This is a genomic window from uncultured Streptococcus sp. (assembly GCF_963521865.1).
GTDB lineage: Bacteria > Bacillota > Bacilli > Lactobacillales > Streptococcaceae > Streptococcus.
Map to the genome: position 1 here is coordinate 1 of NZ_CAUQWY010000001.1, position 23,036 is coordinate 23,036.

The 23,036-nt window shown below is 36.1% G+C and carries 24 protein-coding genes and 2 pseudogenes; 22 read left to right on the forward strand and 4 right to left on the reverse strand.

Going from position 1 to position 23,036, the window contains the following annotated elements; translation table 11 throughout:
• Window positions 1-449: 449 nt before the first annotated feature.
• The 11 genes from RWO85_RS00005 (at window position 450) to RWO85_RS00055 (ending at window position 9,342) form a co-directional block, all read left to right on the forward strand.
• The gene (locus tag RWO85_RS00005; protein WP_314413190.1) at window positions 450-1,004 is read left to right on the forward strand and encodes a hypothetical protein; all 555 of its coding nucleotides are present in this window, start codon (window positions 450-452) and stop codon (window positions 1,002-1,004) included.
• 333 nt (window positions 1,005-1,337) lie between these two features.
• Complete coding sequence (locus tag RWO85_RS00010) at window positions 1,338-1,889, forward strand: DMP19 family protein (protein ID WP_314413191.1); 552 nt, start codon at window positions 1,338-1,340, stop codon at window positions 1,887-1,889.
• A gap of 116 nt (window positions 1,890-2,005) precedes the next feature.
• Window positions 2,006-2,251 carry an immunity 17 family protein gene (locus tag RWO85_RS00015; protein WP_314413193.1) on the forward strand — a complete coding sequence of 82 codons (246 nt, stop codon included), beginning with the start codon at window positions 2,006-2,008 and terminating at the stop codon, window positions 2,249-2,251.
• Between the two features lie 19 nt (window positions 2,252-2,270).
• A complete protein-coding gene (locus RWO85_RS00020) occupies window positions 2,271-3,500 on the forward strand; it encodes a DUF695 domain-containing protein (protein ID WP_314413195.1) in 1,230 nt (409 codons plus the stop codon).
• 239 nt (window positions 3,501-3,739) lie between these two features.
• Complete coding sequence (locus RWO85_RS00025) at window positions 3,740-5,083, forward strand: DUF4026 domain-containing protein (RefSeq protein ID WP_314413196.1); 1,344 nt, start codon at window positions 3,740-3,742, stop codon at window positions 5,081-5,083.
• 230 nt (window positions 5,084-5,313) lie between these two features.
• Complete coding sequence (locus RWO85_RS00030; RefSeq protein WP_314413198.1) at window positions 5,314-6,366, forward strand: Fic family protein; 1,053 nt, start codon at window positions 5,314-5,316, stop codon at window positions 6,364-6,366.
• Between the two features lie 89 nt (window positions 6,367-6,455).
• Window positions 6,456-6,818, forward strand: coding sequence for a hypothetical protein (locus tag RWO85_RS00035; protein ID WP_314413200.1), 363 nt, complete (start codon window positions 6,456-6,458; stop codon window positions 6,816-6,818).
• 36 nt (window positions 6,819-6,854) lie between these two features.
• Window positions 6,855-7,139: a DUF2695 domain-containing protein gene (locus RWO85_RS00040; protein ID WP_001031754.1), complete on the forward strand. Its 285-nt coding sequence runs from the start codon at window positions 6,855-6,857 to the stop codon at window positions 7,137-7,139.
• A gap of 58 nt (window positions 7,140-7,197) precedes the next feature.
• Window positions 7,198-7,872 (forward strand): DUF6678 family protein, encoded by a 675-nt coding sequence (locus RWO85_RS00045; RefSeq protein WP_314413203.1) that lies wholly within the window; start codon window positions 7,198-7,200, stop codon window positions 7,870-7,872.
• Between the two features lie 282 nt (window positions 7,873-8,154).
• Window positions 8,155-8,409: a hypothetical protein gene (locus RWO85_RS00050; protein WP_314413205.1), complete on the forward strand. Its 255-nt coding sequence runs from the start codon at window positions 8,155-8,157 to the stop codon at window positions 8,407-8,409.
• A 90-nt stretch (window positions 8,410-8,499) separates the two neighbouring features.
• Window positions 8,500-9,342 carry an NAD(P)H-hydrate dehydratase gene (locus RWO85_RS00055; RefSeq protein WP_314413207.1) on the forward strand — a complete coding sequence of 281 codons (843 nt, stop codon included), beginning with the start codon at window positions 8,500-8,502 and terminating at the stop codon, window positions 9,340-9,342.
• A gap of 309 nt (window positions 9,343-9,651) precedes the next feature.
• Here the strand turns inward: RWO85_RS00055 and RWO85_RS10360 are convergent.
• Window positions 9,652-9,779, reverse strand: a pseudogene (locus RWO85_RS10360) (IS5/IS1182 family transposase); the annotation flags it as partial.
• 310 nt (window positions 9,780-10,089) lie between these two features.
• On the opposite strand from RWO85_RS10360, the gene rpiA reads away from it, so the two are divergent.
• The 6 genes from rpiA to deoD all read left to right on the forward strand — a co-directional run bounded on the left by rpiA (window position 10,090) and on the right by deoD (window position 17,400).
• Window positions 10,090-10,773: a ribose-5-phosphate isomerase RpiA gene (gene rpiA, locus RWO85_RS00060; protein WP_314413208.1), complete on the forward strand. Its 684-nt coding sequence runs from the start codon at window positions 10,090-10,092 to the stop codon at window positions 10,771-10,773.
• A gap of 23 nt (window positions 10,774-10,796) precedes the next feature.
• Window positions 10,797-12,008 carry a phosphopentomutase gene (locus tag RWO85_RS00065; RefSeq protein ID WP_000033119.1) on the forward strand — a complete coding sequence of 404 codons (1,212 nt, stop codon included), beginning with the start codon at window positions 10,797-10,799 and terminating at the stop codon, window positions 12,006-12,008.
• A 1-nt stretch (window position 12,009) separates the two neighbouring features.
• On the forward strand, window positions 12,010-12,570 hold the full coding sequence (locus RWO85_RS00070) for a DUF1697 domain-containing protein (RefSeq protein WP_314413210.1): 561 nt from the start codon (window positions 12,010-12,012) through the stop codon (window positions 12,568-12,570).
• Window positions 12,567-13,376 carry a purine-nucleoside phosphorylase gene (locus tag RWO85_RS00075; protein WP_314413212.1) on the forward strand — a complete coding sequence of 270 codons (810 nt, stop codon included), beginning with the start codon at window positions 12,567-12,569 and terminating at the stop codon, window positions 13,374-13,376. The genes RWO85_RS00070 and RWO85_RS00075 overlap by 4 nt, the downstream gene beginning before the upstream one ends.
• 232 nt (window positions 13,377-13,608) lie before the next feature.
• On the forward strand, window positions 13,609-16,338 hold the full coding sequence (locus tag RWO85_RS00080; protein WP_314413214.1) for a thiol-activated cytolysin C-terminal domain-containing protein: 2,730 nt from the start codon (window positions 13,609-13,611) through the stop codon (window positions 16,336-16,338).
• Between the two features lie 351 nt (window positions 16,339-16,689).
• Entirely contained in the window at window positions 16,690-17,400 is a 711-nt protein-coding gene (deoD, locus tag RWO85_RS00085; protein ID WP_314413216.1) for a purine-nucleoside phosphorylase, read from the forward strand.
• A 26-nt stretch (window positions 17,401-17,426) separates the two neighbouring features.
• Here the strand turns inward: deoD and RWO85_RS00090 are convergent, their stop codons facing one another.
• The 3 genes from RWO85_RS00090 to coaA form a co-directional block, all read right to left on the reverse strand.
• Complete coding sequence (locus RWO85_RS00090; protein ID WP_296171600.1) at window positions 17,427-17,951, reverse strand: DNA topology modulation protein; 525 nt, start codon at window positions 17,949-17,951, stop codon at window positions 17,427-17,429.
• A gap of 52 nt (window positions 17,952-18,003) precedes the next feature.
• Window positions 18,004-18,240, reverse strand: a complete 237-nt coding sequence (gene rpsT, locus RWO85_RS00095; RefSeq protein WP_001274000.1) for a 30S ribosomal protein S20 — start codon at window positions 18,238-18,240, stop codon at window positions 18,004-18,006.
• A 67-nt stretch (window positions 18,241-18,307) separates the two neighbouring features.
• Complete coding sequence (gene coaA / locus RWO85_RS00100; RefSeq protein WP_314413217.1) at window positions 18,308-19,228, reverse strand: type I pantothenate kinase; 921 nt, start codon at window positions 19,226-19,228, stop codon at window positions 18,308-18,310.
• A 200-nt stretch (window positions 19,229-19,428) separates the two neighbouring features.
• On the opposite strand from coaA, the pseudogene RWO85_RS00105 reads away from it, so the two are divergent.
• The 5 genes and pseudogenes from RWO85_RS00105 to RWO85_RS00125 all read left to right on the forward strand — a co-directional run bounded on the left by RWO85_RS00105 (window position 19,429) and on the right by RWO85_RS00125 (window position 22,961).
• Window positions 19,429-19,830, forward strand: a pseudogene (locus RWO85_RS00105) (hypothetical protein).
• Between the two features lie 208 nt (window positions 19,831-20,038).
• Window positions 20,039-20,629 carry a class I SAM-dependent methyltransferase gene (locus tag RWO85_RS00110; protein WP_296171602.1) on the forward strand — a complete coding sequence of 197 codons (591 nt, stop codon included), beginning with the start codon at window positions 20,039-20,041 and terminating at the stop codon, window positions 20,627-20,629.
• Entirely contained in the window at window positions 20,626-21,903 is a 1,278-nt protein-coding gene (locus tag RWO85_RS00115) for a pyrimidine-nucleoside phosphorylase (protein WP_314413218.1), read from the forward strand. The genes RWO85_RS00110 and RWO85_RS00115 overlap by 4 nt, the downstream gene beginning before the upstream one ends.
• 19 nt (window positions 21,904-21,922) lie before the next feature.
• Complete coding sequence (gene deoC, locus RWO85_RS00120; RefSeq protein ID WP_314413219.1) at window positions 21,923-22,585, forward strand: deoxyribose-phosphate aldolase; 663 nt, start codon at window positions 21,923-21,925, stop codon at window positions 22,583-22,585.
• Window positions 22,572-22,961: a cytidine deaminase gene (locus tag RWO85_RS00125; RefSeq protein WP_000246089.1), complete on the forward strand. Its 390-nt coding sequence runs from the start codon at window positions 22,572-22,574 to the stop codon at window positions 22,959-22,961. The genes deoC and RWO85_RS00125 overlap by 14 nt, the downstream gene beginning before the upstream one ends.
• The last annotated feature ends 75 nt before the right edge of the window (window positions 22,962-23,036 follow it).

Consider the following 23,036-nt stretch of genomic DNA (forward strand, 5'->3'; position numbering starts at 1 on the left):
TAATTTCTTTTTTACAAACAAAGCATGATTTAGCTAATAATGATGGTGGCAAGAATTTTTATTTAAATATGATAAAAAAGATCAAAAACTAAAATACGATTGACGTAATGTTTGATAGATAAAAAATAGTTACTTTCAGATATTTACATTTTGAGGAGAAGATTTATTGGGTAGTGGTTACTATAATATTTAAATACAGTTAAGAAAAAGCTAGTAGTAGCGTACCTATAATGAAGCAGAATAACCAAAAAGGTATGCTATAACGATAACGAATGCATAATTTATAGTAAGGATACAATAGCTAATACTGCTTGACAATTAGTTATGGTAGATATACGATTCAGTCATAAGGCTAGTTCAGGAAACATATGAGGTTTTGGGTATTTGAAACATTCTGTAGAAATGATGACGTATTTAATAACGATATAATAATTAAGGGAGAAAACAAAATGAGAGTACCAACTTATATTAAAGAAGAAAATCACAATATAATAAATATAGATGATACATTTACAAGTATTAGTATTTGCAACAACTTAGAAAGTCGAGATACCAACGAACTGTATGAAATTTATTTTTATGGTTCACTTTTTGAAGAACATATGATTTGTGGTATGTATGATGAAAAAAATGAGATTAGCAATCCTTGCATGATAGTAGCAAAATGTATACATACAGGAAAAGAAATTTTGCTCTATGATGGAGCTAAATATGGATACAACCCTATGTTCTGTGATGAGATAAATTTAGAAGATATCAAAAAACGTTCACTTTTTAAATTAGAAATTCCAAACTCTAAAATTGAAATAGATTTTACCTATAACATTGATTTTGATGAAGAGAAAGAAGATTTTGAATTTGATGAAGATGACTTTACAGAAACTATTAACGGAGAAAAAATTTCTTTTGAAGAAATGAAGAGCAACGGATTTGATTCTATAAAAATTACTGCTATAGATGAACTAGATACCAAAAGAGTTATCTGTGAGTTGGAACTTGCATAAGTTTATTAATTACGAGAGGTAAAATATGAAACCAACGAAAGAAGAATTTTGAAAATTAAGCAATGAAGACAAGTTGAAATGTATTCAAAATTTGCATGCTTACTACGATCGTGAATTGATTTTGAAACAGAATCAAGGAATACTTTTGAAAAAGTAGATAATGCAGTAAAACTTACCGATGATGAAGAAATAGTTAGATAGTGTTTAGAACTAGTGGATTTTAGTGATTTTGAGGAAATTCTGGTAAAAATAAAGGAGAAATATTCTATTTTAACAAAGAAATATTTTGAATATATCAATTAAGAAAATGAAAATATAGAGGAGACAAATGAAATGGGTGAAACACAAACGAAATTAAAATACGCAAAGATTACCATAGAAAATATTAAAAGTTTAGATGAAAACTCTTATTTTGATATTGTTGATCCAATGTGGGAAGCAATTAGTATTTATGATGGATATGATGAGTATATTCAATCAGCTCAGACTTTCACTTTAGAGCAAAGATATTTATTAGCCATTACTTGGTATTTTGCAGAAGTAAGTAATGGAGGTCATTACCAGTTTTTATATAATCCTACAGGGATAGTTTGGGAAGACGCAATAAAAGGTTTCAAACATTTTGGGATGAACGAATATACAGATAATTTTCAGAAAGTTGTAGACTATTGTGGTGGGACAATATCTTTTGGTAGAGAAGAAAGATACCATATGCTAGAAATATTGGAAGAAAAATACGGAGAGGAATTTTTTAATATTTTAGGTGAAGCCGATGATTTCATTTACGATTATAAAGGTGAAGAAAACGAACTAAACTACATCAAATCTCACCCTGAAAAGTTTGTATTTGAAGGAGAATATGAGAGCTTTTACAATCGGCGGTAAAAAAGAAAAAGTAATCTTCTAAAAAGTTGAGAGAATGGCGCTTGAATGAAGAATCTTAGCGTGTGAAAAAGAGAAATAATGAGAGAAATGCTTGATGGAGGAAGTGGATAAACGATATGGATGAAGTATTTGAATGGTTAAAAGCACATTACCAGTATGTCTTGATAGCAGGTGGATTACTATTTTTAATCGGTGCTATACGAGATTGGAAATGGGTGTATCAAGCTACAGTCGGAGATAAAGCAAGGCACGCATTTATTTTTGAAGTGTGGGGTGAGAAAGGATATAGAGTTTTTATAGGAATATGTGGACTGTTAATTGTAATTTGTGGTGTTGTATTTTTAATGTTGGATAAACGATAAAAAGTGGAGGTAACTTAACATGAAATGGAATTCAGAAAATCGCGAAGAATTTTTTGCGTATATAGAAAAGCTTACAGATGAAGATACATATACGGAATGTATGACAGCATTGGAAAGCATCCCTATGGAAGAACGGGATTACCAAGTATGGTATCAGCTTGCTCGTACTTATCAAAACTTTGCGATTATCGGCAATGATGATAAAGGAACACCTAGTTTTATTGGTGATAAATATTTATTAAAATCGATAGATATTTTGAATTCAGTTAGAGAAGAGGGGAAAGATAAGGCTGAATGGAATATGCGCATGGCATATGCCTATCAATATTTGACTCATGAGGAGGAAAGAGCGATTCCTTATGCCTTGCGTTGGGCGGAGTTAGATCCTGAGGATAAGGATGCATTGTTAGTGGTAAAAGAGTGTCAAGAAGAAATAGAGAAAAGATCAAATGTAGCTACGGAGAAAGTAATCGATCAAGAAACTGCCGAAATTGACGAAGACTGGTGTATCTATTTATGCAATGCATTTGCTTGTGACTTACCGGCTGTGGTTCGAACCAATTTAGCTCTTACAGATTTTCAATTCACTGCAAACTACCCTAAAAGACTAGAATTACAAATATTATATAAAAATGCTGATGACAACGGATTTCCTACAAGAGAAGAAGGGGAGTATGTATATTCTATAGAAGATGCTGTATTAGAGATTATTGAACAACATGGAGATATGTTAGCAGGTGTTGTGAAATGCGATGAGAGGGTACGTATTGTTTCGTATGCTAAGAATGAGTTGGGGTACTACGATGAAATTTCTGAGATGATGTCAGAAAAATTCCCTGATTATGCTTACACATTTGCAGTATTTGAAGATAAGGACTGGGAACTGTATTTTGATGCACTGTATCCTGATAGATATGAATACCAAAGTATTATGAATATGAGGCTTATTGAGAATATTAAAAGTGATGGTGATAGTATGGTGCCGAGAGTACTCGAACATTGCCTACTCTTTAAAACAGAAGAAAATGGGGAAGCCTTTTTAGCTAAAGTGATGGAAGAAGGTTTTAATAAACTTTCATCAGAAGATCTGACTGACAATGAAGATATAGATAAGGAATATCCATATGAACTTGTCATAGGCAGAGAAGATGATTTTGAAGATATTGATGAAACTGTCTGGTATCTTATGGATCTAGCCGAAGAATTTAACGGGGAATATGATGGCTGGGCATGCCATATTGTAAAGTAGCGTGAAATAGCACTTTAGATAAAAGAAGCGAGATGAAAACGTCCCTTAAAAATATAGATTTAAAAAGGCTCTTTGTTAAATAAGATTGATGAAACAATTTTAATAGAAAATAATGCTGTTTTTTGTCTCACTTTATTTTACAACTCAGGCGTAAATGATTCAGTGTAAAAGATAATTAAAACTACCCAATTATTGTGATATGATGCCAGTGATATTTTATGTTTTAAAAGGAGAAAAATATGAGTTTTTTTAAAAAAGTTATTAACGGATTATTTAATAGTTCAAAGGAAAAAAATGAAGAGTATTCTAAGATTAAAGAAGCACCTCTTGCTTATTGGGAAGAATTTTCACATATGTTAGCTTTAGTACCTCATAATTACTCACTTACAGAAGATATTTTTGAAAATATTAAAGTTATTGATGGTATAGAAATTAAAGAAAAAAATCTTCCAAGTGAAGATTATCCAGGAAAGATTGTTCTATCATATAAAGGAACTGATTTTGATGTAAGATTCTATCTTGGAGATTTTTATGCAGAAGAAAGGTATCAATGGGAATTACAATATTTTACAGAAGAAGACAAAGAACAGATTTTAAATTCAAAGAATGCCTTAATTGTTTATATGAAATTTGAAGGAGATGCTAAAAAATGTTACCATTTACAGCTTAAGCTTGTATATGCTATGGTTCCTGAAATGGTTGCTCTTTGTGATGAAAGTGCTGAAAGAATGTTAAATAAAAAATGGGTTGAATTAGCAGCGAAATCAAATGTACTTCCTTCTCCATCAAGCCTATATACTGTTCAAGCTGTTTGTGATGAGAATGAAGTTTGGTTACATACTCATGGATTATGTAGATGTAATCTTCACGAAATAGAGATTTTGGATTCAAATAAGAAAGATTATGAATCACATTATAGCTTACTTTCTAATTACGCTTCTATAATGATAGATGGAAATTATTCTAATGAAGATGAAGAAGAGATACATTTAGGAATGTTTTATGATGGAGAGCCAATAGTTGCTACATCTAAAAAATGGATTGATGCTTTGAAATATTATCCTAATGTTAATATTGGAGGGATTGAAGACAGAAAAAAATCGCATAATTCTAAAACAAATATAATTTTCCTATATGAAAGTGAAGAAGACTATAATAATAACATTGTAAGTTTACCTTCAAAATTTACAGAAAAGTTTGATAATAACCCATTAATGTTCTTAACTACTGAAGAAACTGCTAGAATGAGTGATTTAGCTAGAGAAAAATTTTCTTATGTTGAAAGAATGCTTAAGAAAAAACAAGAAGGTAATGAAGATATTACTATTATTATTAAATTAGGACTTGAAACAATAGATGAAGAAGGTAATTTGGATAGTACAAATCTTGAACATATTTGGTTTGAAGCTATTTCTATGGAAGGAGATAGTTTCAAGGCAGTATTGACTCAAGAACCATATCATATTCTAGATTTACATGAAGGTGATGAGGGGACATATTCTATAAATTATGTAAGTGATTGGGTGATTTATACTGAAGAGAGTGTAATAACACCAGAGACTGTATACTTGTTAGATTTATAAGAAAATAAAATAGAGCGTATGATAAAAAGTCTGTAAATTTAATTCAAGCCTTCTATGGTAAAATCGGCTCTTTGTCAAATAGGGTTGATGAAACGATCTTAACAGAAATTAACGATGTTATGTTGTCTCACTTTGTTTTACAACTTGGGTAAGTATAAATAATCGCCTAAGTTCTTAGAAATCGCCTAAAAATATGGTATAATTAGGCGAAACGAAAAGGAGATACGCGAATGAGACTTTTTAGTTATGAAAATCTAGCAAGAAGTAAGTGGGATAGTGAAATTATAAATCTTCTTTCACAAATTCATGAGCACAAAGGAAAACAAGAATTATTTTTGACACGTAAACCTGCTGTTTTAGATAAATTAGTAGAGATTGCTAAAATTCAAAGTGTAGAGGATTCTAATAAAATAGAGGGAATTGTTACTACAGAAGTCAGAATAAAAGAGTTAATGAATCAAAAAACAACTCCTAGAAATAGGGATGAAGAAGAAATTCTTGGATATAGAGATGTACTAAATACAATTCATGAAAGTTATGAATATATTCCAATCAGCAGTAACTATATTTTGCAACTTCATAAAGAACTATTTAAGTATAGTGAAAAAGGAATTGGTGGTAGATATAAAAATACGCAGAATTCTATTGTGGAAAAAGATAAAGAGGGTAATACTATCGAAAGGTTTAAGCCATTATCTCCATATGAAACACCAGACGCAATTGAGCAAATTTGTAATGAATTGAATATAGCTTTTGACAAAAAAGATGTGGATTCGTTACTTTTAATTCCAATTTTTATTCATGATTTTCTTTGTATTCATCCTTTCAATGATGGGAATGGAAGGATGAGTCGTTTATTGACAACTCTTTTACTTTATAGACAAGGATATGTAATTGGGAAATATATCAGTTTAGAAAGTAAAATAGAAAAAAATAAAGACAGTTATTATATAGCTTTAGAAAAAAGTGGGATAGGTTGGCATGAAAACAAAGAAGATTCTGTGCCATTTATAAAATATATTCTCAGAACGATATTAGCTGCTTATATTGATTTTGAAGAAAGGGTTGATTATGTAGACGAAAAAGTGCCTACAATTGAACTTGTTAGAAATGCAATTGATAGGAAATTAGGTAAATTTACTAAAAGCGATATGATGGAATTAGTTCCAAGTGTAGGAAAGGCTACAATTGAAAATATGCTTAAGCAATTGACTGAGGAAGCGTACATTGAAAGACATGGTAAAGGAAGAGCGACCTTTTATGTAAAAAAAGTAGCTAAATAACAAGATTTTAAGGTGAAATTATGAGGAAGAGTATGAAGTTTATACACAATAGAAGTAGCAATATCCTTTTCAGCCTTCATGATAGCAGAGTGAAAGAAATCAAATATCACAACGAAACTTTGACGTTAAAAGTTAATAAAATATTTGAATTTATGGAAGGTGAAAAAAGATCATACCCTGGTGAAATATGTTTTAAAAAATGTGATATCGACCTGTGCGATGTATTGATATTTAACAAAACCTTGGGTGAAGGACGTTTCAATGGAAAGTCTATTGGTTTACAACAATTTATGGATGAATATACAGACTCAGAATTTGAAATCATTATTGAAGGCTATTATGGCAACACAACTACATATACAGGATGGCTTCGGGAAGAGGGAAAACGACCAGTGACGGCAATTATGTATGTTTGGAATAGCGGAGATATGGTGTATAACGTAAAAAAATAAATGATTAAAAAACAATTTAATAAAGGAGAAAAGCTCATGAACAAATTTGAGAAGAGAAAATTATTACAAGAATATCAAGTCAAACAAATGGAAGAATTTGAAGAGAACTTACCGATGGAAAAGAAATTATTTTATGAATTATTTGATTATCTAAATGATAAATCAGAAACGGTAGAGTGTAATCACGATTTTTCTTTAACAAATGAGTTTTTGAAAGATAAAAATGCGGATATTGAAAAGGTTATAGAATTTTTGCGAGAAAATGGTGCTGGTTGTGATTGTGAAGTGATTTTTAATGTTGAGGAAAAGTTTGAAGAATAAAATGTTTGTATTAGAAATAGACAGGTAAATTTGAAGTTGTAAGGAGAAATAGTGATAGATGCAATCAATACATAATATTTTATGTGAAAAACTAAATCCGAGAAGTGGAGTTATCAAAATAAGTAGTTCTAATGATGAAGATAGAATTTATTTCGATATAAGTTGGGAGGGAGATTTCTATTTTATAGTTACTGGTTGGGTGCATTACGGGTGGTATTATGTACAAAGAGATAAACAATGTATATCGCCATCTTATGTTTATCAAAGAATAGATGATAGAGTGTTATCTGTTATGCAACACATTATAGACGAAATTGAAAATGGGAAATATAACAACAAAAAAACTGAAAAAGAAAAAATTAAACAGGTTCTTGAAGAAAGAAATCTAATCTCTTTTATGAACAATACAAAATGGAAAGAACTGATAGATTCCATCATGGAGAACATGAGAGACATCCCGATACAATATAAGACGTTTTTTGCTGAAGAAGAGCCTAGCATGTATTGGACGATTGATGCTGATGAACATTTTTTTCATATGAATATGAGAATTGTTGAATGGTTTAAAATTAGAAGTAAATTTGAGAAAGTTATTGGTCAAGGACGTTTAATTGAGCCAAAGATATGTGTTACTGATAAAAAAACAGAAATAGAGTGTATGCTTAATAAATTTAGTATTCCTTATGAATATGATGATATTGAAAAATGTTTTATTATTTTTGGGTATAGATAATGAAAATTGAAAATTAAAAATTAGAAGTTAAAGGGGTAATTGTTCCATTAAATAGAATAGTTTGTTGTGATACTCCTCTTTATATTAAAATATCCGACTATAAATATGAGGTGCGGTTAGGCTAGAAATTAGTTTTTAAATATGATTTTTTTGTATAGCTTTTGGGAAGAATGTGTTGTTATCACTGATAAGTTTTAGTAGCAAGGATGATAAAAATATTCGGATATCACAAATGAAAAAGGCTTGGTCAACGCCTAACCGAAGCGATAAACAGAAGAGGAAATGTGGAAGTCTTATCAAAAAATTGCAAACAGACAAACTTTTGAGAAACTATGCAATATGGAAGAGATTGCAAATGAATCTGATATAGTAAATAAAAAATCGGAAAATAGTTACCGCCTTATCGCTCTGTACAAAATGATTGGATACGGAGTTACAGGGTTTTATCCTGCCTTGGAAGAAAATAAAGATGAGCTGGAGAGAAAAATCGAAGAATACATTATGTGCTTAAGAACAAATCTCATTTTGTTGGATTAGTAACTAAATATAAATTTTAAATTTTTTAATTTTTAATAAGGAGGTCTGCGCCTCTTTTTTGTTGTATAATAAATGCGAGAGGAAAAAACGATGAAAGTGATTGATCAAACCTTACTAGAAAAAGTTATTATTGAACGTTCTCGTACAAGTCATAAAGGAGACTATGGTCGCTTGCTTCTGTTAGGTGGTACCTATCCTTATGGTGGTGCCATCATCATGGCCGCTTTGGCAGCTGTTAAAAGTGGAGCTGGTTTGGTGACCGTTGGAACGGACAGGGAAAATATTCCAGCTCTGCACAGCCATTTACCTGAGGCTATGGCCTTTTCTCTTCAAGACCAGCAATTGTTAAAAGAACAATTGGAGAAGGCAGAAGTTGTCTTGCTGGGGTCTGGTTTACGAGATGATGCTTTTGGAGAAGATCTAGTTAAACAGGTCTTTGATCGCTTAAGACAAAATCAGATTTTGATTGTAGACGGAGGGGCCTTGACCATCCTTGCTAGAACAAGTTTGTCATTTCCGTCTAACCAGCTTATCCTAACTCCCCACCAAAAAGAATGGGAAAAACTGTCTGGTATTGCTATTGAAAAGCAAAACAAAGATGCAACGGCTAGTGCCCTGACTTCCTTCCCTCAAGGAACGATTTTAGTTGAAAAAGGTTCAGCTACTCGTATTTGGCAAGCTGGCCAGTCTGATTATTACCAGTTACAGGTTGGCGGTCCCTATCAGGCGACTGGTGGTATGGGAGATACACTGGCTGGAATGATTGCAGGATTTGCAGGCCAATTTCGACAGGCCAGTCTCTACGAGCGTGTGGCAGTAGCGACTCATCTTCATTCAGCTATAGCCCAAGAACTAGCTCAAGAACATTATGTGGTCTTGCCGACGGAAATCAGTAATTATCTTCCAGAAGCAATGAAAAATGTCTCAAAATAGGCTGGGCTAGAATTTAATTTGAGTGGGAAATTTAGAAATATGTTCTAAGATAAAACGCATAATATCAAGTTTTTTATACCTGATAATATGCGTTTTTATAATTTTGAAATCTCTGTGATTTTTTATACTCATTTTAAATGATACTGTACCTTTTTGTTGACAATTTACTAAAAAATAGCAGATTGGAATAAGAACTAGATAAATCACTTGGGGTATTCAAATTAATTTCTAAAATGCTTTAGAAGTTAATTTGTGCTATTCTAGTTTCAATTTACTATATCTTAGTTCAAGTAGACATCCTGAGGAATGTTAATTACTTTTAAAACCAATCATTTCAATAATTAGATTCATTCTCAATACAACCTTTTCCTTCGACTTCGATAGGCTGTTGAAAAAATTTTAAAGAACTTTACTTTGCCAAATATATTTTCTACCCTATTCATATCTCTACGCTATCACTTTTTGTATCACAGGAAGTCAATTATGAGAAATTTGAGAAAAGACAGTTTAAATGGAAAAAAGAAACGGAAATAATTTTATAATAATGAATGTTCTTGTTTAATTGCTTTTTTTATTCATTTTATAAATTTTTAAAAATAATAATAAAGAATTTCTGAAATGAAAATATTTTCAATCTCATTTTATTGTTTTAATGTTGCCGCAAATAGAATATTTGATGTTTCCAATTTTTGAATAATAAAGGTATACATGATATAATGAAAGTAGCTCTTTAATGGAGGTGTTTGAGTGGAAAATCTGAAGAAAATGGCAGGTGTCAAGGCTGCTAAATTTGTCAAGGATGGTATGGTTGTCGGACTGGGAACGGGTTCTACTGCCTATTATTTTGTCGAAGAAATCGGTCGTCGTATCAAGGAAGAAGGCTTGCAGATTACAGCTGTAACGACTTCTAGTGTGACTAGTAAACAGGCTGAAGGGCTTAATATCCCGCTCAAGTCTATTGACCAAGTAGACTTTGTTGATGTGACAGTTGACGGGGCGGATGAAGTGGATAGTCAGTTTAACGGAATCAAAGGCGGTGGTGGTGCCCTTCTGATGGAGAAAGTTGTCGCAACGCCTTCAAAAGAATACATTTGGGTGGTGGATGAAAGCAAGCTAGTAGAGAAACTAGGTGCTTTTAAATTGCCTGTGGAAGTGGTTCAGTATGGCGCAGAACAGGTCTTTCGTCGTTTTGAGCGAGCTGGCTACAAACCAAGTTTCCGTGAAAAAGACGGCCAACGTTTTGTGACCGATATGCAGAATTTTATCATTGACCTTGCCTTGGATGTCATCGAAGATCCAATTGCTTTCGGGAAAGAATTGGACCATGTCGTTGGTGTCGTGGAGCATGGCTTATTTAACCAAATGGTGGATAAGGTCATCGTTGCTGGACGAGATGGAGTTCAGATTTTAACTTCAATAAAAGCAAGATAACTAGAATAATAAGGAGATACACTATGTCAAAATTTAATCGTATTCACTTGGTGGTATTGGATTCCGTAGGAATCGGTGCTGCACCAGATGCCAATAACTTTGTCAATGCAGGGGTTCCAGATGGAGCTTCTGACACATTAGGACACATTTCAAAAACAGTTGGTCTGAATGTGCCAAACATGGCTAAAATCGGCCTAGGAAATATTCCTCGTGAAACTCCCCTTAAGACTGTTCCAGCTGAAAGCAATCCAACTGGATATGCAACAAAATTAGAAGAAGTATCTCTTGGTAAGGATACTATGACTGGACACTGGGAAATCATGGGACTCAACATTACAGAGCCTTTCGATACTTTCTGGAACGGATTCCCAGAAGAAATCTTGACAAAAATCGAAGAATTCTCAGGACGTAAGGTCATTCGTGAAGCCAACAAACCTTACTCAGGAACGGCTGTTATTGATGATTTTGGACCACGTCAGATGGAAACTGGGGAGTTGATTATCTATACTTCAGCTGATCCTGTTTTGCAAATTGCTGCCCACGAAGACATCATTCCTCTGGATGAATTGTACCGTATCTGTGAATACGCTCGTTCAATAACCCTTGAGCGCCCAGCCCTTTTAGGACGTATCATTGCTCGCCCTTATGTAGGTGAGCCAGGTAACTTCACTCGTACAGCAAACCGTCGTGACTTGGCTGTATCTCCATTTGCACCAACTGTTTTGGATAAATTGAATGAAGCTGGTATCGATACTTATGCTGTTGGTAAAATCAACGATATCTTTAATGGTGCTGGTATCAACCATGACATGGGCCACAACAAGTCAAACAGCCATGGAATTGATACACTATTGAAGACCATGGGCCTTGCTGAGTTTGAAAAAGGATTCTCATTCACAAACTTGGTTGACTTTGATGCCCTTTATGGACACCGCCGCAATGCTCATGGCTACCGTGATTGCTTGCATGAGTTTGATGAACGCTTGCCTGAAATTATCGCAGCTATGCGAGAAAATGATCTTCTTTTGATTACTGCGGACCATGGAAATGACCCAACCTATGCAGGAACAGACCACACTCGTGAATATATCCCACTTTTAGCTTACAGCCCTAGCTTTAAGGGAAATGGTGTCATTCCAGTTGGACATTTTGCAGATATCTCAGCGACTGTTGCCGATAACTTTGGTGTTGAAACTGCCATGATTGGGGAAAGTTTCTTAGATAAATTGGTATAAGATGACGCGATATGCTTTACTTGTTCGGGGCATTAATGTCGGTGGAAAAAATAAGGTTGTCATGGCGCAACTTCGTCAAGAACTGACAGAGTTGGGACTGGAAAAGGTTGAGACCTACATCAACAGTGGCAATATTTTCTTTACTTCTGCAGCTCCCAAAGCCCAATTGGTTGAAAAGTTAGAGGCTTTCTTTGCAGTCCATTATCCATTTATTCAGAGCTTTTCTTTGCTGAGTCAGGAAGATTATGAAGAAGAGCTGAATAATCTGCCAGATTGGTGGACTAAAGACCTGGCTCGAAAAGATGTGCTCTTCTACACGGAAGGCTTGGATGTGGATCAAGTGATCGAGAAAGTGAACAGTTTGGAACTGGAAGATGAAGTCGTTCATTTTGGAAAACTTGGTATTTTCTGGGGAAAATACTCCGAAGAATCATACTACGAAACAGCCTATCACAAATACTTACTCAAGATGCCTTTCTACTGTCAAATCACCATTCGCAATGCTAAAACTTTTGACAAAATCGGTCAAATGCTAAAAAATAATAAAGGAGATACACAATGACATTTTTAGATAAAATCAATGAAACAGCTGCCTTCCTGAAAGACAAGGGTATCCAAGCACCTGAGTTTGGTCTAATCCTTGGATCAGGTCTGGGAGAACTGGCAGAAGAAATCGAAAATCCAGTTGTAGTAGACTATGCAGATATTCCAAACTGGGGCCGTTCGACAGTAGTCGGACACGCCGGGAAATTGGTATATGGTGAACTTGCAGGTCGCAAGGTCTTGGCTCTTCAAGGTCGTTTTCATTTCTACGAAGGAAACCCTCTGGAAGTCGTGACCTTCCCAGTACGTGTCATGAAAGTTCTTGGATGTGAAGGTGTCATTGTAACCAATGCAACTGGTGGTATTGGATATGGGCCTGGTACCTTGATGGCTATCTCAGATCATATCAATATGACGGGACAAAACCCATTGATGGGTGAAAACTTGGATGAATTTGGTCCTCGTTTCCCTGATATGTCTAAGGCCTACACACCAGAATACCGTGCTACTGCCCATGAAGTGGCTAAAAAACTTGGTATCAAGCTTGATGAAGGTGTCTATATCGGTGTTACTGGTCCGACTTATGAAACACCAGCAGAAATCCGTGCCTATAAGACACTGGGAGCAGATGCAGTTGGTATGTCCACTGTTCCTGAAGTGATTGTGGCAGCCCACTCAGGCTTGAAAGTTCTAGGAATTTCATGTATTACTAATTTTGCGGCTGGTTTCCAAGAAGAACTTAACCACGAAGAAGTTGTAGAAGTGACTGAACGTGTTAAAGGTGATTTCAAAGGCTTGCTTAAAGCAATTCTTGCAGCACTATGAGAAAGAAAAATAAGTGTGAAAACATCTATATAAATTGGAAGATGAATGAAATAATTAACTTCTATATAGAAGTATGATATAAAAATGAATGAGGTTCCTATACTTTTATAAACCTCTTCAAATTCTTGCTAACAAAGTATAAAAATGAAACTGTGACGCTAAAGGAGATTAGCTGATTGGAGAATATTGTTGGTAAAGAGGGTGAAAAAATAAAAGAAAGATATATGAATAAATGAAAATTAATCAACAAATTATGCGTTTTGGTATAAAAAAACTAAGTATCGGAGTTGTGTCTGTTGCAGTTGGTTTTGCTTTTTTAGCACCGACAGGAATTTCTGCCAATGAAGGAAATCCAGTTGTGAAAAATGAGACTCCTTTAGTAGTAAAGGCAACGGATAGTTCCATAAAAGAAAACACTGATAAAAAACAGGAAATATCTATTACAGAGGAGAAAACTACAGCTCCTAAATCAATTTTAGAGTCAAAAGAAGTTGTTAAAAATCAGAAAGAAAAAGAAGGAGAAGGATTATATAAAAGAGAATCTGCTGTACCTCATGAGGAATTGAAGAAAGAGGAAATTCTAAAGGATGAGCCGAAAAATTCTCGTCCAGTAACAGAGGCAGACTTTGTCAAAATTTCTAAAGGAGAACTCCATGTAGAGAAGGATCTTGTCGATAATTCTTTATATGGTGGAAAATTTTTAGATCCTGATGGAGATGATGATCATGATGGAATAAAAAATAAGGATGAATTGTATATTTACAATAAAGATGGGAAAGACTACTTAGGATACCATAGTCATCCTTTACTAGCAGATAGTGATGGAGATGGACTAGAAGACGGGGAAGATGATAACAAGAAACAATGGTATGTCACAGATCGTGATTCTCTCCTTTTTATGGAGTTGGCTTATCGTGATGATGATTACATTGACAAAATTCTAGATCATAAAAATCCTTTTCCAAGTCTGTATCTTGATCGTCAAGAATATAAAATGATGCACAATGAGTTAGCCCCATTTTGGAAGATGAAAAAGGCTTATCATACAGCAAGTGGCTTGGATGCTTTCTTGTTTGAAACTAAGAGTGATCTTCCTTATTTAAAAGACAATACTGTTCAAATGTTGGCTATTCGTGGAACGCGAGTTAATGACGCCAAGGATTTAAGTGCAGATTTTGTTTTATTTGGTGGAAATAAACCTGCACAAGCGGATGATATCCGTAATGTTGTAAAAGAACTGGCGCAGGATTCCAGCATTACCAATCTGTATATGACAGGTCATTCGCTGGGAGGATACTTAGCTCAAATAGCAGCGGTTGAAGCTTATCAGAAATATCCTACTTTTTATAATAATGTTTTGAAAAAAGTTACGACATTTAGCGCTCCTAAAGTAATTACTTCTCGAACTATTTGGAATGCTAAAAATGGTTTCTGGGATGTAGGGTTAGAAAGTCGTAAGTTGGCTTTATCTGGAAAAATAAAACATTATGTGGTTGATAATGATAATGTTGTGACATCTTTGATTCGTAATGATAATGATATTGTAACCTTTACAGGTAACTCTAGTTTCAAGCACCGTTCGCGTGGTTATTTTGAAAGTAGAATGAATGCTATCCCGAATTTTAATATTGGAAAACGTGATACGCTTGATAAACAGGGATATCGTGATCAAAAATTGGACAAAGTCTATTTCTTTAAGAAACAACAAGTCCCTCTGTCATCTAGTCAACCAAGCGCTGAGCCTCTTGAAAATATAGCTCTAGGGAAACGAGTAACTCAAAGTTCGACAGCTTTTGGAGGAGATGCTAGAAGAGCAGTTGATGGTAAATTAGATGGAAATTACGGACATAATTCTGTTACTCATACAGATTTTCAATCAAAACCTTGGTGGCAAGTCGATTTAGATAAGGAAGAAACGATTCGTCAGATTAATATTTACAATCGAACAGATGCTGCTCAAGATAGACTGACTAATTTTAATGTGATTCTTTTGGATAGTTTTGGAAAAGAAATTGAAAGAAAGCGCATTGCATACTTGCGTGATAGTTCCGCTCAGATTTTAATTGATTATAAGAAAGCTCGTTTTGTACGCATTGAGTTAGATGGATATAACGCTCTCAGTCTTGCAGAAGTAGAGGTTTTCCGTGCTGAGAATATCGCATGGAAAAAGCAAGCGCGCCAAAGCTCTACCGAATTTGGAGGAGATGCTAGTCGTGCCTTGGATGGCAATACCAATAGTAGTTATAGTCAACAATCAATTACCCATACAAAATTTGAAAACCAGCCTTGGTGGGAAGTTGATTTAGGTCGTACAGAACAGGTAGGACTTGTTCGCCTTCATAATCGTGGGGATGGAGAACTTTCTAAACGTCTCTCAGACTTTGATGTTATTTTATATGATGAAAATGGGACAGAAGTTGTTAGACAATATGTTTCTCGTTTAGAAGGAAGCAGTTTAGATCTCCAGTTGAATGGTAAATTAGGTCGCCGTGTTCGTATTCAATTGCGTCAAAAAAATCAAGCTCTCAGCCTTGCCGAAGTAGAGGTTTTTCGATTTGTAGCTAAAAATAATGTAACTACTCAAGCTTCTAAACCTGTACAACTGTTAAACTACACTCCTGTAAAAGATAAGACCCTAACTATTCAACATAGTGGTGCTTATATTGCACGTTATTCAATATCGTGGGAAGAAGTTACAGTAGATAAAAATGGCCAATCAGTTGTACGAAGTCGTTCTTGGGAAGGGAATGGACGCAATCAGACCGCAGGCTCTATCCTCAATCTCCCAATTAAGTCTAATATGCGCAATCTTCGAATTAAGATTGAAAAGAGAACAGGTCTTTTTTGGAATAGATGGCAAACAATCTATGATAATAGACCTCTTCTGGCCCAACCACATCGAAAAATCACTCACTGGGGAACAACATTGAATTCTAAGGTGAGTGACGATGATGTCTTGTAATCTGACGATACAATGATAGTTAGGTTGTCTAGCTTATAAGGAAAGCATTACCTGAGTTTTAATGGAACTTAGGTAGCTTTCTGTGAAAGAACAAAATTAAAAAAGAAAGGTAGAGTGAGGTGTTCTAATTTGAACACGAGCGGAAAACTTTTCTAAAAATCAGAAAGTAAGGGTAGTTCGGGCTTGAATTGAAGCCGGTCTAATCTTCTCAATATCATCAAAATTAAGAAAGAAAGGAATTGAACCCACCCTAAAAGCAGTGGGAAAAAGATAGTTGGTCTAGCGAGCATCGCTCACTGCACCCAACTCCTATTTTCCCTTTGCTTTTTGACGGGTTTGGTATCTTATATTATGTCTATCCATATTGCTGCTCAGCAGTGTGAAATTGCTGATAAAATTCTTCTTCCTGGGGATCCTCTTCGTGCCAAGTTTATTGCGGAGAATTTCCTTGAAGATGCTGTTTGTTTTAACGAAGTGCGTAACATGTTTGGTTACACTGGTACTTACAAGGGTCACCGTGTATCTGTCATGGGAACTGGGATGGGAATGCCATCTATTTCGATTTATGCGCGTGAGTTGATTGTTGACTACGGTGTGAAAAAATTGATCCGTGTGGGGACTGCGGGTTCTTTGAATGAAGATGTCCACGTTCGTGAATTGGTTTTGGCGCAGGCAGCTGCAACCAACTCAAATATCATCCGTAATGACTGGCCACAGTACGATTTCCCACAAATCGCTAGCTTTGATTTGCTTGATAAGGCCTACCATATCGCTAAAGAACTCGGTATGACAACCCATGTTGGGAACGTTTTGTCTTCGGATGTCTTTTATTCAAACTACTTTGAAAAGAACATCGAGCTTGGTAAATGGGGAGTCAAGGCTGTGGAAATGGAAGCAGCGGCTCTTTACTATCTGGCAGCCCAATACCACGTTGATGCGCTAGCTATCATGACCATCTCTGATAGCTTGGTCAATCCAGACGAAGACACAACTGCAGAAGAACGCCAAAATACCTTCACCGATATGATGAAGGTTGGTTTGGAAACCTTGATTGCAGAATAATTATATCCAAAAAAGGAAGCCCTTCTTTATGAATTGGAGGACTTCCTTTTCTTATCTAGAAATTGGTCTATCTCTTTTTGTGATCTGAGGATAACTAATTTATATGGATAGTTTTTTTGAATCCACTTGTAGCGTTCCTTAGCGGATTTGCTCCGTCCGTCCCTGAGAATCCATCTGATAAACTCCCAATTAAATTGTTCTTGACAACCAGCTGCCATACTTTCTCTGACTTTTCCTCTGTATTTTAAATAGCGCTTAAAGGCTCTTAGCAAACAATTCCAAGCAGAGAAATTTAAAAAGATGATTTGGTCAGCTTCCTGCATTCTTTCTTCGTAATAACACCAAGAATAATTACCATCGATGACCCAAGCTTCATGCTTGGTGAGAAATTTTTTCATCTCATCCAACATCCATTCACGGTCACTGTCTTGCCAACCAGGTTGAAATTGGAGTGTGTCCATGTGAAGTTTTGGGATGGAGTAGTAGTTAGATAACTTTTCGGCTAGCGTTGACTTACCAGCACCAGAATATCCGATAATTGCGATTTTCATTTTCTACCTTTTCCTATTTGGAGACAAAAAAACAGCCTCTATGGACTGTTTCTTATTTAGCAAGTTTAGCTGAAAGACGAGCTTTGTCGCGACTTGCTTTGTTTTTGTGAATCAAACCTTTAGTTTCTGCTTTATCGATAGCTGAGCTAGCAGCACGGAAAAGTTCTTCAGATGGGTTTGCTTCGAAAGCTTTGATAGCAGTACGCATAGCTGATTTTTGAGCTGAGTTCTTTTCGTTTTGTTTAACGTTCAATTCAGCGCGTTTGATAGCTGATTTAATGTTTGCCAATGTTCTTACCTCCATATTTACTAACTATACTATTATATCTGAAAACTTACGTTTTGACAAGGGGAAATTATTTTTTTAAGTAAATTTCATCTATTTCATGGTTCTTTGTTTTATGAAGAATCACTTCCGCACGATTTCTGGTCGGTTCAATATAATTTTGTAAATTTGTGAGATTGATACTGGTCCAGACCTGATGGGCAAAGGACTCCACTTCCCCGATTGGCATTTGAGTAAAGCGATAGTAGTAGCTGTCAGGGTCGTTTTGGGCTAGGCTCAGCATTTTCAAGAAACGGTCGAGATACCAACTCTCGATGTCATCGACTGCAGCATCAACATAGATGGAAAAGTCAAAGAAGTCAGTGATATAGAGACGTTCGTTTTGTGGATTTTGAAAGACATTAATCCCCTCGACAATCACAAAGTCAGCTGCTTTTACTCGTTGTTTTGCTCCAGGAACGATGTCGTAGACTTCATGAGAATAGACAGGAATATCCACATCTTGTCCATTTTTGATACGGTCCAAGAAGTTGAGAAGAGCTTCCATATCATAGCTTTCAGGAAATCCCTTGCGATTTAAAATCCCTTGTTCAATCAAGGTCTGGTTGGGGTAGAGAAAGCCGTCAGTCGTTACCAACTCAACCCTAGCATCTGTAAGCGTACGGGAAAGTAGGATTTGCAGTAGGCGACTGGTTGTGGATTTTCCAACGGCAACACTCCCAGAAACCCCAATGATAAAAGGCTGGGATTTGCTTTCACGTTGAAGGAAAATTCCTTTTGAAAAGGCCAAATCATCCTTGGTACGCTTGTAAATCTGGATGAGATGGGCTAGGGGAAGATAGACATCGGTAACATCTTGCAAGCTAATCTGGTCATTAAAGCTTTTGATGGATTCTAATTCCTCTTCTGTTAACGGAGGTGTTGTCTTTCGATGTAAAGATTGCCAAGTCTGGCGACTGATTTTTTCAAAATGTAAAAATTCGTTGGTCATTTGTTTTCCCCTAGATATTTTGTTTATCATACCATAAAAAGCTAAAAAAATAAAGCGGTTTCTTGATGCTGGTAAGTCAATATTGTATAATAGAGGTAGATAGAGACTGAACAATTTAATGATGAAGTAGGAGATAGTTTCTGCTGATTTATAAGCTAATAAAGGGAAATTTTTAGTTCACAACTTATAGGAGGTCTACTATGAAAATCTTAAAACGTTACATATTGGAAGTTTGTTTTATTTTAAGTTTTGCACTACCTTTTTTAAAAGGAGCGAATGCGGATAATGGTAGACGTTTTGTGGAAACCTATTACGGTTTTACTTTTTTGATGGAACATGCCATTGTAACAGCTGTCTTTATCTGTTCGCTCTTGATTGCTTTCTTCCTAAAAAAACGGTGGACGAAATGACTTGCTGCTGGTAGTTATTTCTTCTTAGTTCTATGGATTGCTACAGAGGGTTATTTCTTCCGCATGTCACTAGAAGATTTGATACGACTTTGGACAAGTTTGGAATTCCTGACAAAAACGTATCAGTTGGGCTTTTATCTAAACATCCTATTGGGAATTTTGTTGATAATAAAGTATTTGAAGGTTAAGTAATAGTCATAAAAATGAGCCTAATTATAGATGATAAATTTGTTGTTTTATCCTGATTATGATATTTCTAGTTCTAAATGGCTTATTATTTATAAGTGTTGAAAGAGATTGAAGAAAAGGTCTTCTTGACTAGCTTTCTTCAGTCTTTTTCGTTTTATTATCAATTTGTAAACGATTTACAATTTAAGGCAAATTATGGTAAAATAGTTTCATGAGTAAAATGTATTATGCAGAAAATCCTGACGCTGCTCACGACATTCATGAGTTGAGAGTGGACTTGTTGGGAGAAAAAATGACCTTTTTGACGGATGCGGGTGTTTTTAGCAAGAAAATGATTGACTTTGGCAGTCAACTCTTGCTCAAGTGTCTTGAGGTCACCCAAGGAGAAACTGTCCTTGATGTAGGCTGTGGTTACGGGCCTTTGGGATTGTCCTTGGCTAAGGTTTATGGAGTTCAGGCGACCATGGTCGATATTAATAATCGTGCCTTGGATTTAGCGCGACAAAATGCTGAACGAAATAAAGTGGCAGCGATGATTTTCCAGTCCAACATCTATGAACAAGTTGAAGGCACATTTGACCATGTCATTTCCAATCCCCCTATCCGTGCGGGCAAGCAAGTGGTTCATGAAATCATTGAGAAAAGTAAAGATTTCTTGGAAACTGGCGGGGATTTAACAATCGTTATCCAGAAAAAACAAGGGGCTCCAAGTGCCAAATCCAAGATGGAAGATGTGTTTGGCAATTGTGAAATTGTCAAAAAAGATAAGGGATATTACATCCTTAGAAGCGTGAACGAATGAGAGCAGTTGATCTAATCCAAAAAAAACGAGACGGTCAAGAACTAACTTCGAGTGAAATTGAATGGCTAGTTGAAGGCTATGTGTCAGGAACTGTTCCTGATTATCAGATGTCTGCCTTTGCTATGGCTGTCTATTTCAAAGGAATGACGACTCGAGAAATCTCTGACCTAACTATGAAAATGGTTCAGACAGGGCAAGAGTTTGATTTATCTGTTATTGATGGGGTTAAGGTTGACAAGCATTCTACTGGTGGTGTTGGTGATAAGGTGACTCTGATTTTAGCTCCTTTAGTAGCGAGTTTTGGAGTTCCAGTCGCGAAAATGAGTGGTCGTGGTCTCGGTCATACTGGTGGAACAATTGATAAATTGGAATCCATTAAGGGCTATCAAGTTGAGCGCAGTCAAGAGGATTTTATTTCACAGGTGCAAGATATTGGAGTATCTGTCATTGGCCAATCAGATCAGCTGGTCAAAGCGGATAAGCTTCTCTATGCCCTACGTGATGTGACCGCAACTGTCGACACGATTCCTTTGATTGCGAGTTCGGTGATGAGCAAGAAAATCGCAGCAGGAGCGGATGCTATCTTGCTAGACGTGACTGTTGGAGAGGGTGCCTTCATGAAGACGGTTGATGAAGCGCGCGAATTGGCTCAAACCATGGTGGATCTTGGTAAGGCTGTTGGCCGGAAGACGGTAGCAGTGATTACGGATATGAGTCAACCTTTGGGACGAGCGATTGGAAATCGTCTGGAAATCCTTGAAGCATTGGAGATTTTACAAGGTCAAGGTCGTCAGGATATTACCCACTTCATCTGCGAATTGGCACAAATCATGCTTGGTTTGGCTAATGTGGACAAGACAGTTGAAGAAGTTCGCCAACATCTTGAAAATGGTCAAGCACTGGCTAAGTTTGAGGAAATGGTCCAAGCCCAGTGTGGGGACTTGGAAGACCTCTACCGTCCTGTCAATGTTGCCCATGTAGTGGATATCCCTGCCCAGGAAACGGGTGTCATTTCAGCTCTTCCAGCAATGGAATTTGGCCTCTATGCTATGAGACTTGGTGCTGGCCGTGCAGTCAAGTCTGATGCCTTGGACTATGAAACAGGAATTGTTTTTGAAAAGAAAGTTGGAGATTCCGTTCAAAAGGGAGAAATTGTTGCAAAAGTATACACAAATGGAAAAATTTCTCCTCAGCTAGTTACAGATTTTCAAAAATATGTTAAAATAAATGATAGGGTGCAAAGTTTACGAGAAATTATAGAAATTATCTCATAAACCGCGGGAGAATCCGAATATGAAATTAAATAAATATATCGATCATACGCTTTTAAAACAAGATGCGACAGAAAAACAAATTGATTGTTTGTTATCTGAGGCTAGAGAGTATGATTTTGCTAGTGTCTGCGTCAATCCGACCTGGGTTGAACATGCTAAAAAAGGGCTTGAAGGCTCTGACGTTAAGGTCTGCACAGTAGTAGGTTTCCCTTTGGGAGCAACAACTTCAGCAGTGAAAGCTTTTGAAACAAAAGAAGCTATCCAAAATGGGGCTGATGAGATTGATATGGTGATCAATGTTGGAGCCCTCAAATCGGGTAATTTGGCCTTGGTTGAGTCAGATATTCGCTCCGTCGTGGAAGCAAGTGGAGACAAGTTAGTGAAAGTCATTATTGAAGCTTGCCTTCTGACCGACCAAGAAAAAGTTGTGGCTTGCCAATTAGCTCAAAAAGCTGGAGCTGATTTCGTTAAAACATCTACTGGTTTTTCAACTGGCGGTGCTACGGTAGAAGATGTTATTTTAATGCGTGAAACAGTTGGACCTGATATGGGAGTCAAGGCTGCTGGTGGAGCCCGTTCTTATGCAGATGCTCTTGCCTTTGTGGAAGCAGGGGCGACCCGTATCGGAACGTCAGCTGGGGTAGCCATTTTAAAAGGAGAATTGGCAGATGGCGACTACTGAGTTGATTGAACTGGCAATTGAAACCAGCAAACATGCCTATGTCCCCTATTCTCACTTTCCTATCGGAGCAGTTTTAGTAGCAAAAGACGGAAGTGTTTACACGGGAGTGAATATCGAAAATGCTAGCTATCCTTTGACCAATTGCGGTGAGAGAACAGCCATTTTTAAGGCTGTATCTGAAGGGCAAAGAGAATTTTCAGAATTGATTGTCTATGGTCAAACTGAAAAACCGATTTCACCATGTGGTGCTTGTCGCCAAGTAATGGTCGAATTTTTTGAACAAGATCTAAAAGTGACCTTAGTCGCAAAAGATAAATCGACGGTCGAGATGACGGTCGGGGAGTTACTTCCATACTCTTTTACAGACTTAAATTAGTCTGAGTCGCTCTTTGAGTGGCAAGGGTCTTTGTGACCAATCAATCCATACTTGCAACATCGTTGCACATCTTAT

Coding starts and splice junctions, on each gene's coding strand:
- RWO85_RS00005 (WP_314413190.1), top strand. CDS start 450: ATGAGAGTACCAACTTATATTAAAGAAGAAAATCACAATATAATAAAT.
- RWO85_RS00010 (WP_314413191.1), top strand. CDS start 1,338: ATGGGTGAAACACAAACGAAATTAAAATACGCAAAGATTACCATAGAA.
- RWO85_RS00015 (WP_314413193.1), top strand. CDS start 2,006: ATGGATGAAGTATTTGAATGGTTAAAAGCACATTACCAGTATGTCTTG.
- RWO85_RS00020 (WP_314413195.1), top strand. CDS start 2,271: ATGAAATGGAATTCAGAAAATCGCGAAGAATTTTTTGCGTATATAGAA.
- RWO85_RS00025 (WP_314413196.1), top strand. CDS start 3,740: ATGAGTTTTTTTAAAAAAGTTATTAACGGATTATTTAATAGTTCAAAG.
- RWO85_RS00030 (WP_314413198.1), top strand. CDS start 5,314: ATGAGACTTTTTAGTTATGAAAATCTAGCAAGAAGTAAGTGGGATAGT.
- RWO85_RS00040 (WP_001031754.1), top strand. CDS start 6,855: ATGAACAAATTTGAGAAGAGAAAATTATTACAAGAATATCAAGTCAAA.
- RWO85_RS00045 (WP_314413203.1), top strand. CDS start 7,198: ATGCAATCAATACATAATATTTTATGTGAAAAACTAAATCCGAGAAGT.
- RWO85_RS00050 (WP_314413205.1), top strand. CDS start 8,155: ATGTGGAAGTCTTATCAAAAAATTGCAAACAGACAAACTTTTGAGAAA.
- RWO85_RS00055 (WP_314413207.1), top strand. CDS start 8,500: ATGAAAGTGATTGATCAAACCTTACTAGAAAAAGTTATTATTGAACGT.
- RWO85_RS00065 (WP_000033119.1), top strand. CDS start 10,797: ATGTCAAAATTTAATCGTATTCACTTGGTGGTATTGGATTCCGTAGGA.
- RWO85_RS00070 (WP_314413210.1), top strand. CDS start 12,010: ATGACGCGATATGCTTTACTTGTTCGGGGCATTAATGTCGGTGGAAAA.
- RWO85_RS00075 (WP_314413212.1), top strand. CDS start 12,567: ATGACATTTTTAGATAAAATCAATGAAACAGCTGCCTTCCTGAAAGAC.
- RWO85_RS00080 (WP_314413214.1), top strand. CDS start 13,609: ATGAAAATTAATCAACAAATTATGCGTTTTGGTATAAAAAAACTAAGT.
- deoD (WP_314413216.1), top strand. CDS start 16,690: ATGTCTATCCATATTGCTGCTCAGCAGTGTGAAATTGCTGATAAAATT.
- RWO85_RS00090 (WP_296171600.1), bottom strand. CDS start 17,951: ATGAAAATCGCAATTATCGGATATTCTGGTGCTGGTAAGTCAACGCTA.
- coaA (WP_314413217.1), bottom strand. CDS start 19,228: ATGACCAACGAATTTTTACATTTTGAAAAAATCAGTCGCCAGACTTGG.
- RWO85_RS00110 (WP_296171602.1), top strand. CDS start 20,039: ATGAGTAAAATGTATTATGCAGAAAATCCTGACGCTGCTCACGACATT.
- RWO85_RS00115 (WP_314413218.1), top strand. CDS start 20,626: ATGAGAGCAGTTGATCTAATCCAAAAAAAACGAGACGGTCAAGAACTA.
- deoC (WP_314413219.1), top strand. CDS start 21,923: ATGAAATTAAATAAATATATCGATCATACGCTTTTAAAACAAGATGCG.
- RWO85_RS00125 (WP_000246089.1), top strand. CDS start 22,572: ATGGCGACTACTGAGTTGATTGAACTGGCAATTGAAACCAGCAAACAT.